This is a genomic window from Spiroplasma endosymbiont of Lariophagus distinguendus (assembly GCF_023846195.1).
Classification (GTDB): Bacteria; Bacillota_I; Bacilli_A; order Mycoplasmatales; family VBWQ01; genus Spiroplasma_E.
On sequence record NZ_JALMUW010000026.1, the window covers coordinates 1 to 14,216 of the forward strand.

At 24.6% G+C, this 14,216-nt stretch carries 17 protein-coding genes; 3 read left to right on the forward strand and 14 right to left on the reverse strand.

Annotated features, from left to right (window positions below; translation table 4 throughout):
• The first annotated feature begins 54 nt into the window (after nt 1-54).
• Entirely contained in the window at nt 55-297 is a 243-nt protein-coding gene (locus M0D11_RS03280) for a hypothetical protein (RefSeq protein ID WP_252320059.1), read from the forward strand.
• 1 nt (nt 298) lies between these two features.
• Complete coding sequence (locus M0D11_RS03285; protein WP_252320061.1) at nt 299-766, forward strand: retropepsin-like aspartic protease; 468 nt, start codon at nt 299-301, stop codon at nt 764-766.
• A 155-nt stretch (nt 767-921) separates the two neighbouring features.
• On the opposite strand, the gene M0D11_RS03290 is transcribed toward M0D11_RS03285, so the two are convergent.
• Genes M0D11_RS03290 through M0D11_RS06830 form a run of 3 tightly spaced genes read right to left on the reverse strand, consistent with a single transcriptional unit; the run spans nt 922 to nt 2,211 of the window.
• Complete coding sequence (locus tag M0D11_RS03290) at nt 922-1,149, reverse strand: hypothetical protein (protein ID WP_252320063.1); 228 nt, start codon at nt 1,147-1,149, stop codon at nt 922-924.
• Between the two features lie 38 nt (nt 1,150-1,187).
• The gene (locus M0D11_RS03295) at nt 1,188-2,111 is read right to left on the reverse strand and encodes a hypothetical protein (protein ID WP_252320065.1); all 924 of its coding nucleotides are present in this window, start codon (nt 2,109-2,111) and stop codon (nt 1,188-1,190) included.
• The gene (locus tag M0D11_RS06830) at nt 2,086-2,211 is read right to left on the reverse strand and encodes a hypothetical protein (protein ID WP_256468389.1); all 126 of its coding nucleotides are present in this window, start codon (nt 2,209-2,211) and stop codon (nt 2,086-2,088) included. The genes M0D11_RS03295 and M0D11_RS06830 overlap by 26 nt, the downstream gene beginning before the upstream one ends.
• Nucleotides 2,212-2,311: 100 nt before the next feature.
• Here M0D11_RS06830 and M0D11_RS03300 point away from each other — a divergent pair, with 100 nt between their 5' ends.
• Nucleotides 2,312-2,491 (forward strand): hypothetical protein, encoded by a 180-nt coding sequence (locus M0D11_RS03300; RefSeq protein WP_252320067.1) that lies wholly within the window; start codon nt 2,312-2,314, stop codon nt 2,489-2,491.
• 799 nt (nt 2,492-3,290) lie between these two features.
• Here the strand turns inward: M0D11_RS03300 and M0D11_RS03305 are convergent.
• The 11 genes from M0D11_RS03305 to M0D11_RS03355 form a co-directional block, all read right to left on the reverse strand.
• Entirely contained in the window at nt 3,291-3,794 is a 504-nt protein-coding gene (locus M0D11_RS03305; protein ID WP_252320069.1) for a hypothetical protein, read from the reverse strand.
• A 716-nt stretch (nt 3,795-4,510) separates the two neighbouring features.
• Nucleotides 4,511-5,278: a hypothetical protein gene (locus M0D11_RS03310; RefSeq protein WP_252320071.1), complete on the reverse strand. Its 768-nt coding sequence runs from the start codon at nt 5,276-5,278 to the stop codon at nt 4,511-4,513.
• A gap of 1,535 nt (nt 5,279-6,813) precedes the next feature.
• Nucleotides 6,814-6,969 carry a hypothetical protein gene (locus M0D11_RS03315; RefSeq protein ID WP_252320073.1) on the reverse strand — a complete coding sequence of 52 codons (156 nt, stop codon included), beginning with the start codon at nt 6,967-6,969 and terminating at the stop codon, nt 6,814-6,816.
• 278 nt (nt 6,970-7,247) lie between these two features.
• On the reverse strand, nt 7,248-7,433 hold the full coding sequence (locus M0D11_RS03320; RefSeq protein ID WP_252320075.1) for a hypothetical protein: 186 nt from the start codon (nt 7,431-7,433) through the stop codon (nt 7,248-7,250).
• A gap of 363 nt (nt 7,434-7,796) precedes the next feature.
• On the reverse strand, nt 7,797-9,137 hold the full coding sequence (gene dnaB, locus M0D11_RS03325; protein WP_252320077.1) for a replicative DNA helicase: 1,341 nt from the start codon (nt 9,135-9,137) through the stop codon (nt 7,797-7,799).
• A 2-nt stretch (nt 9,138-9,139) separates the two neighbouring features.
• Nucleotides 9,140-9,637: a 50S ribosomal protein L9 gene (rplI, locus tag M0D11_RS03330; protein ID WP_252320079.1), complete on the reverse strand. Its 498-nt coding sequence runs from the start codon at nt 9,635-9,637 to the stop codon at nt 9,140-9,142.
• A complete protein-coding gene (locus tag M0D11_RS07215) occupies nt 9,615-11,612 on the reverse strand; it encodes a DHH family phosphoesterase (RefSeq protein ID WP_252320081.1) in 1,998 nt (665 codons plus the stop codon). The genes rplI and M0D11_RS07215 overlap by 23 nt, the downstream gene beginning before the upstream one ends.
• A gap of 188 nt (nt 11,613-11,800) precedes the next feature.
• Nucleotides 11,801-12,031 carry a 30S ribosomal protein S18 gene (gene rpsR / locus M0D11_RS03340; protein ID WP_252320083.1) on the reverse strand — a complete coding sequence of 77 codons (231 nt, stop codon included), beginning with the start codon at nt 12,029-12,031 and terminating at the stop codon, nt 11,801-11,803.
• A 12-nt stretch (nt 12,032-12,043) separates the two neighbouring features.
• Nucleotides 12,044-12,547, reverse strand: coding sequence for a single-stranded DNA-binding protein (locus tag M0D11_RS03345; RefSeq protein WP_174481286.1), 504 nt, complete (start codon nt 12,545-12,547; stop codon nt 12,044-12,046).
• A 30-nt stretch (nt 12,548-12,577) separates the two neighbouring features.
• Nucleotides 12,578-13,105, reverse strand: a complete 528-nt coding sequence (gene rpsF / locus M0D11_RS03350) for a 30S ribosomal protein S6 (protein WP_174481287.1) — start codon at nt 13,103-13,105, stop codon at nt 12,578-12,580.
• A gap of 191 nt (nt 13,106-13,296) precedes the next feature.
• Nucleotides 13,297-13,896 carry a deoxynucleoside kinase gene (locus M0D11_RS03355; protein ID WP_252320085.1) on the reverse strand — a complete coding sequence of 200 codons (600 nt, stop codon included), beginning with the start codon at nt 13,894-13,896 and terminating at the stop codon, nt 13,297-13,299.
• Nucleotides 13,897-14,216: the final 320 nt, after the last annotated feature.

A 14,216-nucleotide genomic window follows, 5' to 3' on the forward strand; every position in this document is an offset into this window, starting at 1 on the left:
ATAAGGAGTAAATAAGTACTAAAAAAATGATAATATATGAAAGGTGGTGAAAATATGAAAAAAGATAAATATCAAGAAGAAGTTGATAAAAATTATGAATGATTTCAAAAAAATAAAGAAAAATTAATTAAAGAAAATGAAGATAAAATTGGTTATTATGTTTTATTGAAAAATCAAAATATAGTAGGAATATATAAGACATATAAAGAAGTTTTTTTTACCGCTCATAAAAAATTTAATAATGAACCATATTCTGTACAACAATTATTAACAAAAGAAAGACAATGAGTTTATTAATATGGGAAAGATATCATTACCAATAATAAATAATAGAATAATTATAAAAGTTGTACTCGGTAGCGGAAAATTAGAAAATGGTAATATTATTTATAGCGAAAATAAACCAGTTAAAGAATATAGAGCTATGATTGATACTGGTTCTGGCTCATCTATTATAACTAAGAAAATAGTTAATGAATTAAAATTAGAACCACTTGGTAAAGAAAAATTTGTAAGTACTATTTTTGACAAAGATATGAAAACAAATGCATATGAAGTTATATTAGGTATTTATAATAAAGAACCAATAAGATTAAGTTTTAATAAAAGAAGTTATAATGATTCATGTTTTTTAATTCCTACAACAGCATATCTTATAGAAAATAATTCTATGGAAAAAGATGGATTTGATATGATATTAGGAATGAATGAAATAACAGAAGGTCATTTAACTATAAGTGGAAATGCATTTATCTTCTCAATATAAAAAAAGTTACCAATTAAGGTAACTTTTTAATTAGGTGCCAACCTAAGTCTAACTATGAGATAAATAACACATAACATCAATAACTTACCTTTTCTAACCCCTTAGGTAAGTATTTTTATATTATACATTAATATTTAAGATTGTGGGGAAATTTACTAAGTAATAGTCGTAAAAATTATTACTTCTATAAAAGATAAAATTGATAATATTAAAAATATAGTACCAATAATGGTTTTTTTTTCTTTAAAATTTATTTTTTTATTTTCATATACAGAATGACAAAATAGCAGAACACCAGGTATTAAAGTAAATATTAAAAAAAGAGCTCCCATTATTGCTAATTTAATTGCTAATATTTTACTTATACTTGCTAATAAAAACATAAAATTATCCTTACTTTTTTATTTTGATTATAACATAATTATCTTGGGTTAAAGACAATTTTTGAAATATTTAATTTATAATATTTATAATATCTTATGTATTGAATTAAACCTAAAACTGCTTTTTCACTAAATATACCAAGTTCTAATTGCATAATATTAGGGAAGAATTGTATTTTTCACTTAAATTCTTTATCAGATAAATCACAAAAACCTAATAATGTATTTTTTTGATTTTCAATGCTTTGTGTAGTAATATTATCTTCAATTTTAGTTTGCATATAAGTATTTTCAATATTATATAAATTATATTCATTTCTATCAACTTCTATTCCTATTTTACCATTACCATAATATCCAGCATATAATCCATGATATGTGGTATTGTTTTCTTCGTAATATTTTAAGTTTAATGAATTATTATATGTTAATAATTCTTTTAAATCTTTTGAAAAAATCAAATCTTGAATTTTAGATGGTTTAAAAATTTCAGTTGTAGAACAACCGTCTGTTTGATGATTAATAAACTCATCTGTTTCATATTCATAATGTAAATATACATCTACACTTTTATAATATCTTTTTAAATCATTAAAAGTTTTGATTAATAATGTAGGGTCTAAATAATCTTTAAAATTAATATTTATTTCTAATGGTTTGATTTTAGGTACTACATTTTCTACTCATGAATTATAGTCTCATATTAATTTATCTTTTGTATGAGTAAATATATGTGTTTCTGGTATATTAACTTCTATACTTGGATTTTCTGGAATTATTACAATTTGTTTTGCTATATTTTGAGGACTTGGTGGTAATATATTTGCTGGATAACTAAATGTAGTTTCTTCAGTTTCTTCATATTCATCATGATTTAATTTATATTGTGTTGTTCAATTAAAAGCATTACCAGTTAAATAACCCATATTATTATATCTAAATCTGTGCAATTGATATTTCATTATAATCACCTTGATAAGTAAAAGGATTATCACTATAAAATGTATGTCTTTCTTCACCTTGATGTAAACTTTGACTTATTATATCAGTAATAATAGGCACTTGGCACTTGGCACTTAGCCCTTTTTACTAGACCATTAATTTAAAAAACCTGAATGTATTCGAAAAACAATTGTGTTATATAATTAACACTAATTTTGACATGAAAGGATTTTTATTAATGGATAAAATTAAACAAATAGAATTATTTATTAGAAAATTAAATATTAATCAAAAAATTAAAATTATTGGATCACAAAGAACACATTGATTAGACATTCTTTCAATATCTTCAATTAAACAGATCAACATATTACTTCAAAAACAAACAAAAACCTATTAAAAAAGAAATAAATCACCTTGATCATTGTAACCATAAATATCAAAAAAATTATGCAAATTTTTAATTGAATTTCATCTGCACAAGAAAAGGTAGAATTTATGGATATTTACATGAATTTTTTCAGCATTTAAAAGGAATGATTAAAACAAGAAAAAACATTCACTTAAATATAGAATTATCAACAAAACAAATGCGAAAAAATTATGAAAGATCACAACATCCAGTTTAAAACAAACTAAAAATAATAATAGTAAAAATAAAAAGATCGCACATAAATGAATACCTACAATGGATAAAGTCAACAAAAAGGCAAAATCACAACTTTCTAATCAAATTTGATCAATGGATACTAAACAAATCAATACTAAAGAAGGCTGATTATACCTTTGGTAATTATTGATTTTTATTCAAATAATGTTGTTAGTTATAATAATGCTCTAATAAATAGTATAAAGATTTAATAAAACCTGCTCTTTGAAAATAACACAACAATTTTCTTTAAAACAAATCAAAAGTTATTTTACATTCAGATAATGCTGCTGAATTTTAATATTGCCAAGACATATCCAACTGAATCCATTGACAAACAAATAATCTTAAGCAAAAGCAACTTAAGGGGATATTGGCGGTAATGTTCTATCAGAAAACTGATTCTCACATTTATCTCAAGAATGATTACCCAAAGGTTCAAACCAATATTTAACAATCAATGAAGCTATAAATGATGTAAATCAATATGTTATGTTTTATAATTATGAAAGAATACATTCTAAATTTCTAAAACCACCAATTTTACAAATTAAAATTTAGAAAAAAAGTATGAAAGTGGTCCAGTAATTAGGGCCAACCACCAAAGTGGTCCAGTAATTAGGGCCAACCACTGTATTGGTTCTTGTCCTTGAATTATTGGTCTTCCATAATAATAACAACTTGATAATAATTCTAATCCATAACTTTGTCTATGACTATATCTTACTCCAATATCACGCATTAAAGTACGATTTAAAGTTACTTTTCCTTGTTGAATAGTAGGGAAAGCATAACCACTACCTGGGCTTGCATATTGTACAAAATCAAGTGTATTTTGACCAGTAGAAACTACTCTATCATTTAAACTACTAAAAGTTAATACTTGCATACTAAATGCACCATTATAAGGACTATAATAATTTGTTACATTTGAAATATATAATAATTGTCTATCTTGATTTTTACCACTATTACCACCAATATTTTCATTTTCATCATTAAATACACAAAAAAATTGTAAATAATCATCAATTGTAATATGTTCTTCAAACATTACTAAAGTATATTGTCTTTTTGTTTGTACTGTTTTAAATATTTGATTATTTGGTAAATTACTAAAATCAACACCACTTGTATCATCAATTAAATAAGCATTTCAATAATCACCAATTTTATATTGTTTTGTATAAATTCATCTTGACCATTAACTTTATATGTGCTCTCTTCAATAATTTTACCTTTATTTTTTGATATATTTTTGCACTATTTTTCAAATACATACAACTGGAGTAGTACCAGTTAATATTAATTCATATTGTCCAAAATCACTCTATTTTACTATTACTGTGTTTATAACTGTTTCAGTTAAAGGAATTGCTCCATTATTAATAAATGGAAATATTTTCAATAACTACACCTTTAATTAGCAATTGTTGTCTTTTTTAATTGAAGATGTAGATGTTTCATTAATTGAATTTGTTGATGTATCATTTTCTTTTCTCCTAATAATTTTATTTCTTCTTATCTTCTTCCATTATTTCTTTATAATGTTTTTTTGTTTGTTGTTTTGTTACTTCATCTAATTCAGCACAGCTTGTGTATATGATATTGTTCTATCTGCTAATCTTGACTAATCATTTTTGTTTTAATAATTGGTCAGTCATATAGCAATAGGTAAAATTTAAAACTATAAGGTCTATCACCACCATCTCATAAATTTTCATGAATTAATAACATATCAAAAATCTATAAAATAATATGAATAATGACTTATTTTAGTTTCTGTAGTTTCCATATCATTTTTATTATTAATGATTTAGTTTTATTTTCATAATTTACACCAGAAAATTCATTATAATCATATCCAGCACCATTTCATATATCTTTTCCTAAATCATCTTTATCTAAAATATAATTACTAGCTTTAAAATCACCTTGTATAACTTCCATACCACCAGCACCAGATTTATTATAGCCAGCAGTACCTACATTAACTACAATATTTTTTTTAGGATTATCAATAATTTTTCCATGTTCAATCATATTTTTAACAGTTTCATTATCAAATGCACCAAATAAAGTTGTAACATTTAATTCTCTATCAACATTTCTTTGAGTATAAGATTTATGATAATATTCAATTAAATTTCAAACTGGATAAGTATCTGGATATGCATTTAATGTTGTTGAATTACCATAAAAATTAACCATTGGTAAATTTGTTATTTCTAATATTGGTAAATAATTTCAAGGATTTTTAATTTCATAACTATATTTTGGTATTAAATTAGGTTTTAATTTTGTATGTGCTGTTCCTAAAATAATTTCTTTTTCATTTTTATTATCATTTTTATAAGTTTCAAATCTTATTTTTCCATTTTCAGCAATTACTCAAGTTAAAGTTGCACTATCTGCTTGTTCATTTATAAAAAAGAATTCTGCACATTGTTCTTCTTCATTATATTTAGCAACTCTACCAGCAAATGAATTAGGTAATACTTTTAAACTTGTACTATTATCTTTATAAATAATAGGCATTATATATACTTTTCCAAGTAAACTTTCTTGTATTCCAAATTTATATAATTTTTCAAATCATTTATCACTAATAATTTTATTAGTAAAATATTTTAAAATATTTTCTTTTTCACTATCAAATAATAAACCTTTACCTAATCATAATTTGGTGGTTGGCCCTAATTACTGGACCACTTTCATACTTTTTTTCTAAATTTTAATTTGTAAAATTGGTGGTTTTAGAAATTTAGAATGTATTCTTTCATAATTATAAAACATAACATATTGATTTACATCATTTATAGCTTCATTGATTGTTAAATATTGGTTTGAACCTTTGGGTAATCATTCTTGAGATAAATGTGAGAACTCCTGTCCTCTGATAGAACATTACCGCCAATATCATAAGGTTGCTTGCTTAAGATTATTTGTTTGTCAATAGTTCAGTTGATATGTTCGGCAATAAAATTCAGCAGCATTATCTGAATGTAAAATAACGCTTTACTTTGTTTTAAAGAAAATTGTTGTGTTATTTTTCAAGAGCAGGTTTTATTAAATCTTATATGATTTATTAGAAGCAGTATTATAATCAATGTATTATTTGAATAAAAATCAATGGACTTCTCCCACATGTAATACTTGTGGAGGAAACAATGAAATTGAATGAGTTCAATAACATTTTCAAACAGAACAAGATTGTTTGAAATATATAGTAAGTTTGAAGGAAAATAAATGTATCAGGTGTTATTGAACAAATTTGAATACTTCTGATTTAAGAAGAATAAGATGTTTGAAATGTCATCAAACATTTAGTATTCTTCATGGCAACATTTTTTACAAGTCACAAATATTTTTTGAAATCTTGTTTTATCTCATCTTTAGATAATAAACACCAAACATGGAATTCCATCAACTGGATGTTGCAAAAAGAATTGGGGGTAAATCTCTGAAAACTGCTTGAAGAATGGGTCATAAAATCAGAACTTGTGCCAAACAAGAATCAGTAATTTATTGTTGAGGGCATAGTAAATGGATGAAATGTATCTTTCATATGAAGTTTTAAAAAACAAGGAAGATCCTTAAGAAGAAACTTGATTGCTTGATTTCTATGAAAAAAAAAAAAAAAAAAAAAAAAAAAAAAAAAAAAAAAAAAAAAAAAAAAAAAAACAACCAATAAATTAATTGTGAAAGTATTGAAAAATGCAAAAAGTAAAAATCTTTTGAAGTTTGGTAAGAAACCACATTTCTTCAAAGTGTCATGTATTATTCGATTTTTGAAAAGGATATTGGTGATTTTAAATCTGTTTTTCACTACATGAAACAGTCAATCATCAAGATAGCTATGTTTCAAAAACTGTGTAAATACTAACCAAATTGAATCAGTTTGAAAACATATAAGAAGAACATTTAAAACACATCAAAGTTAAAATATCATGTTCATTTATATGCAAAGAAGCTGCATATAAATTCAATAAGATACTCTAGTTTTTGAAATTGTAATGCTATGTTTGATTTAAAAATGTGGGGAGAAGTCCGTAGATAGGCTTTCTCAGCATTTATGTGATAAAATTTAAAATAGTACATAAAGGGAGAAAGCCATCAATAATTACCAAAAGAATAATCAGCCTTTCTTTAGTATTGATTTGTTTAGTATCCATTGATCAAATTTGATTAGAAGAAGTTGATTTTATAATTTTGTTAACTTTATCCATTGTAGGTATTCATTTATGTGCAGTCTTTTTTATTTTTACTATTATTATTTTTAGTTTGTTTTAAACCTTGATGTTGTGATCTTTCATAATTTTTCGCATTTGTCGGTTGGATAATCTCTATATTTAAGTGAATGTTTTTCTTGTTTTAATCATTCTTTAAATGCTGAAAAAAATTCGTAAATATCCATAAATTTACCTTTTCTAGAATGAAATTCCAATTAAAAATTTGCATAATTTTTTATATTTATATTACAATGATCAAGGTGATTTATTTCTTTTTAATAGGTTTTTGTTTGTTTTAAAAAGCAATATGTTGATCTGTTTAATTGAAGATATTGAGAAAGATGTCTAATCAAATATTGATTCTTGCAATGATCAATAATTTTAATTTTTTGATTAATATTTAATTTTCTAATAAATAATTCTATTTGTTTAATTTTATCCATTAATAAAAATCCTTTCATGTCAAAATTAGTGTTAATTATATAACACAATTGTTTTTCGAATACATTCAGGTTTTTTAAATTAATGGTCTAGTAAAAAGGGCTAAGTGCCAAGTGCCCCATTCCAACTACTGATGGTAAAGGAAGATTATTTAAAGTTGTCTATACAGTAGCAATTGGTATTTTTAGTTGAAGTAGCAGTGGGGGTGAAGTACATAGTTTATTAAATGTCAATGGCACTGTTTACGCTGGAACTAAAATTAGTGATAATAAAGGAAAACTATTTAAAAGTTTAAATCCAGAAGGATAATAAAAACTAATTAATTTAATTTATTAACTTCTTTTAAAAAAACCTAAAATTAAATTTTAGGTTTTTTATTATTTTTATCCTGTATAATTTTCAAACTTACCTCATTTTGGAATAAAAACAGTTACTACTTTTCCTGTTGGGCCATTTCGATGTTTAGAAATAAGAATTTCAGCAAGATTACTTTCTTGTGAACTTGTTGTTTCTTCACTATTTTTTTCCTTATAATAATCATCACGATATAAAAACATAATTACATCAGCATCTTGTTCAATAGCCCCTGACTCACGTAAATCAGACATTAAAGGACGTTTTTCTTCACGTCTCTCCACCATTCTTGATAATTGTGATAAACAAACAATTGGTACTCTTAATTCTCTTGCCAAAATTTTTAAACTACGAGAAATATTTGAAACTTCTTGTTGACGTGATTCACTATCTCTACCAGTTAATAACTGTAAATAATCAATAATTACTAACTTAATGCTATTTTCACGACTTAATTTTCTTAATTTAGTTTGTAACTCTAAAACTCTTAAACCAGGTGTATCATCAATAATAATTCTTTTTTGTTTCAATTGCTCAGCAGTAGCACTAATACGATTTCAATCAGCCTGTGTAAATTTAGACTTATTACGTAAACGATTAGCATCAAAATGTCCTTGACAAGAAATCATTCTTGTAATTAATTGATCTTTTGGCATTTCTAATGAAAAAATAACAACAACATCGTTTTTATTATCTTGTTCATTAGCAGCATTTAAAGCAAAATTAAGTGCTAAGGCGGTTTTCCCCATTGAAGGTCTAGCTGCTAAAATAATTAAGTCACCTCGCTGAAAACCACTAGTAATCATATCCAAATTGTTAATACCTGAACTTGTACCAGTAATATTAACTGTTGATTTTTGTAGTTGTTCAATTTTAGTTACCACATCATCAATGTGTTCACTAATTGGCAACATCTCTTCATGATTACGTTCACTACTTACTTGTACAATTTGAGCTTCAGCAGCAATTAAAACTTCATTAATTGACTTTTCACTTTGTAACTCTTTACCTATATTTTTTAAAGCATTTTCTAATTGTCGTTTAGTAGTTCTTTCAATCAAAATATCAATGTGTTCTTTTAAATTAGCATCAGTAATATATTGAGCCACTAAAGAAGATAAATATTCAATTCCACCAATTTTATCCAAATTATTTTGCTTAACTAATTCTTCGGCAATAGTTGTTATATCAATACCAGAATTATTTTTATAAAGATTGGTAATTGTTTTAAAAATAATTTGATTAGAATTAATTGTAAAATCATGTGGTGCCAATAAATTTAATGCACTTTCACATGCTGGTGATGATTGAATCATCGCACTTAAAACATTAACTTCTGCATTATTTATATATTGACCATTGTTAGACATAATTATTCTCCTAAAACTTCAACCTTTAATTGTGCAATAATTGTAACATCTAATTTAATATTAATGTTAGTTATACCTAATTCATTAATAGGATTAAATTTAACAAATTTATGTTTATCAATTTTAATGTTAAATTTTTGCACTAGTTGTTCACAAATTTGTTTTGAAGAAATAGCACCAGAAACTTTACCATTATTACTTTTTAATTTAAATTGTAAAGTAATTAAAGCTAATTGTTCTTTAATTTTTTGTAAATCTTCTAATTCCATTTCTCGTTGTATTTTTTTATTTTCAATTACTTTTTGATTAATTTTTAATGCTTCTGATGTAGCAATTACAGCTAATTTTCTTGGTAATAAATAATTTTTACCATAACCATCACTAACACTAACAACTTCACCTTTTTTACCATAATTTTTAACATCCGTTAAAAGGACAACTTTCATTGTAAACATCTCACTTTCTATTTTAATAATTTTAATACCTTTCAGTAGTAGCACTCTCGCTTTGATATACGCCACTTTCAATTAATTTTACCAATTCATCATACAATGCTCTAATTCCCAATTTACTACTTTGGACAGCAGCAGCACTAAAGTGACCACCACCACCTAAGTTTTCACAAATAATTTGAACATTTATTTCACCGTTGCTTCGTGCTGATAAACAAGCACGTCCTTGACGATCATAAGCAATAGTAAATGATGCTTTACAATCACGTAAGTCTAACAACATTTCTGAAATTTGGGCTAAATATGAAGTATGTACTTCTAAGTTTTCATCACCAACAGCAACTAAAAATCCTTTTTTAATTTCTTGGGCGTGACTAATTAAAGCAAATTTATCAATTAGTTCATTTAAACTATTTTTCAATAATCCTTTAACTTTAGAAGGAGAAGCTCCTCAATCAGTTAATAATCCACAGGCTTCAAAAGTTCTTCTTGTTGTTCTTACTTGGAAATTATTAGTATCAATTAAAATACCTGCAAACATTATATTTCATAAAAATTCTGATTCAATATTATTAAAATCATTATAATAAATAATTTCTGTCATTGCTTCAGCTGTTGAAGAAGTTCCTGCATCAATATAAGAAGTAATGGTGCTACTAATTGATTCATCAGAAACACGATGATGATCAATAACAATAATTTTTACAGCTTTACTTAATAAATCAGGACTATCAACACGTTGTGGATTATGAGTATCAACAACAATTAATAAAGTATTTGCATGAAGAAATTTAAGTGCTTGTTTACCTGTAATAAAATTACGACTAATATAACTTTCAGGAACAAGTTCATGAAGAATTTTTAATGTTTTTTCATCAACTTCATTTTGATTAATAACATAATGAGCACTTTTATTTAAGCTTTTAGCAATTTCAATAATAGCTGTTCCTGAAGAAATACTATCAAAATCAGCAGCCGCATGTCCCATAACTAAAATGTTTTCTGCTAATTTTATTTCATTATATAATGATTGTGCAAACATTCTAATATTAATTTTAGATTCTGATTGTTTTGCTTCAATAGTACCTCCAATAAAAACTGTATTACCACCAAATTCACGAATAACTACTTGATCACCACCACGATAAACTGCTAACTCTTTACTTTCAATAGCCAAATCATATAGATCTTTACTAATAGCATTACCATAAGAGAAACCAGCAGATAACGTAATATCTGCTTTAAATTTTTTAACACCTTCTCGAATATTTTTAATAAGTGGAAAGTTATCATTTCTTGCTTTATTAAATTCATTTTGATAAAGTAAAATATTGTAACCATCTTCAATATTACCTAATAATAAACCTGAATAATTATTAGCAAAATCATTTAATTCAGTTTTAATAAATGCTTCAACACGAATTTGATTCTCAACTCTTAATTTTTGTAAAGAATTATAAAAATTATCAATACTAATTACACCAAAAACTAATTTTTCTTGCTGCAATTTATTATATAAGAAATGATATTTAGTTGTTTCTTGTAACAAAATTGTTCTAGTTTGTACTAAATAAATAGCATCATAAAGCATATCTTCAATTTTAAGTGTAATTTGAGTAATATTATTACTAATTAATTGTTCTAAATCTCTTGATAGTTTAACAATTGATTTTCCAATTAATCTACCTAAACCTTTATCTTCTAAAAATTCACTTACTCACATAATTGATAAATCACTATCTAAAACAATCATACCAACACTACCAAAAGTTAAAGCTTGTGCATTATTTAATTTTATGATTTCAGCTGTGTTAATATAACGATGACGAATTCATAAACTAAATAGAAAAATATAAAGACAAACAATAATAAAATTACCTAAAACTAAACTTAAAATTACAGTAATAGTGACCACTTGTTCTGCTGTCTCAATATTAACAATAAAATAAGTCAAGCCAATTAAAATTTCAACTACTAATCAAACAATCATTATTAAATGATAATTTCTTAACGATTTGAACACTTTGTCACTTCCTTCTAATATTATTAATTATACTATAACACTAATATTAAAAACAGCCATTATCTTTTATGTAATATAATACTATTAAAGTCTTTTTACTTTAATTTTAAACTATTATTTAAAATAAAATATTTTTAAGATAAAAATAAATAAAAATTGAGTAAGATTTGTAAACTTACTCAATTTTTTTATCTTGAATATTTTAATAATCCCATGATTTGGGCACGTTTTATATTTTTAGCAATTAAACGTTGATACTTTGGATTAGTACCTGTTGTTCTTGCTGGCAAAATTTTGTTATTATTACCCATAAATTTACTTAGTAATTCAATATCTTTATAATCAATATAAGTAATATTATTTTTAGTAATAAAACAAGATTTTCTTCTTGTAAAATTTCTTGGTTTACCAGTGTTCATAATTATCCTCCTTTAATTATTTAAATCTCAAATGATATCTTCTTCATCAAATTCTATATTTTGAATAGCCGCTTCTTTTTCTTGAAGCTGATTAGTATTAGTAAAGGCAATATCAGTACTATAATTAGGACTTTTAAAAGCATCATCTAAATGAATTTTATTCTCATCTCTTGGTTTTGAATAATTAATATTAGTGTTATTACCACTACTATCTTTTTTACGATTATCTAAAAAAGTAACAGTTTGTGCAACCACTTCAGTAATATATAGTTCTTTTCCATTCTGATCTGTTGATTTTCTTACTGACAGTCTTCCTGAAACTGAAATTAAAGAACCTTTAACTAAATAATTAGTCATATTTTCAGCAACTTTATTTCAAGCCACACACGAAATATAATCAGCTTGATTTTGAATATTATTAACTGCAAGTGTAAAAAAAGTAAAAGGTTTTCCTGTTGAAGTTTGATGTAACTTTAAATCACGAGTGATTCTACCAATTAATGTAACAATATTCATTTTTTATCCTCACTTTTAACTTAGATTTTATTAATCTTTTTGTTCAGTATTCGATGCATTATTATTAGTATTTGTTTTTGAATTTTGGTAATTAGTTTTTGTACGATAAGATGACTCAGTACCAGCGATTGGTCTTGGTTTTCTTTCACCATTTTCATCACGATTATAAGAAGGACGATTTCCTGGTCTTGTTGGTCGAGAGAAAGAACTAGATTCTACTTGGCGTTTTGGTTTAAACTTATTAATTTTTTCACTATCTAAATTAATAACCAAAAAACGCATTACGTCTAATTGTCTTTGTTTATTTAAAGCTACACGATTAAAGTTAGCAATGTTTTCTGGTGAAGTTAACACTTCAATAATAAAATAATGACCCTTAACTTTTTTGTTAATAGGATAAGCAAATTGACGAATAGAATCTTGTTCTTTAGTAATTTTTCCAGCATTTTTAGTTAAAATTTCACAAAATTCTTTTTTAATTAATTGTGCTTTTTCTTGATTTTGATCATCAACGATGTACATAATTTCATAATTATGCTTTTGTTTTAAATCTTCCAATGTTCGAAGACCTCCTTTTGGGCATATGGCTCTGATGAGCAAGGAGTAAATATATTAAGTTTGATTTTTAAATATTTGACTCATACAATATTATAACGTAATTACCTTTAAAGTAAAGGAAAAATAACAATAATTATTAATATAACATGAGAAAAAATGACTAAATAAAAATTTGATTTCAATAAGAAATTTTATTTTATATAATCAATTATTTTTTGCACTATTTCCTTAGGAGTTAAATCATTAGTGTCAATTACTAAAAAATTAAAGTTATTTTTTTCTTTTTCATATCACTGTTCATATTTTTTATTTAATAAACTTCAGTATTCATGAGGTACATGTTTTTCTGATTCACGACCACGAAGGTTTATGCGTTCAATTGTGTTTTCAAGATTTGCTTTTAAATAGACAATTAAATCGGGTTTAATTTGTGGATCAAAATAAAGTGATGAAATAATAACATTATTATAAAAATTTAAATACACTTCATAATCTCTATCATTCATATTGTTTTGAGCTTTTAATACTTCAACGAAAATAGGATCTTCTAAAATACTGCGATCAAAAATAACATTGTTAAAATTTTGTGCTTCTTTTAATTGTTTACTTCGTGCCATCAACATAAATACTTGCATTTTAAAAGCATATTCTAAAGGATTTTGATAAAAATCATCTAAATAGGGATTACTAGTAACTGGCTCGTCCATAATTTTATATTTTAATAATTTTGCTAATTCTCTACTAATAGTGCTCTTACCAACACCAACTACACCAGATAATACAATTTTCATTTTTTGCCTCCCATAATATATGATTACAATTAATTTATCTTAATATATAAATTTTCTCCCTCCAAATAAAAAATTTTAAAAAATATTTAATAAATTAAATTTTACTTTTTTTACTAAAACTTATTCCTTATATTTTCAAAGATTAACGTAATATCAATTGTATTTTTAAAATTATTGATAATACACTTTCTTGATTCTTACACCCTTTAATAACTATATTTATCATAACATATAAATTTTACTCTAACTTAAATCTATTATTTTTAGTTAACTTCCATATTATTATTTTTAAACTTATTTATATATAAAAATTTTTAGAA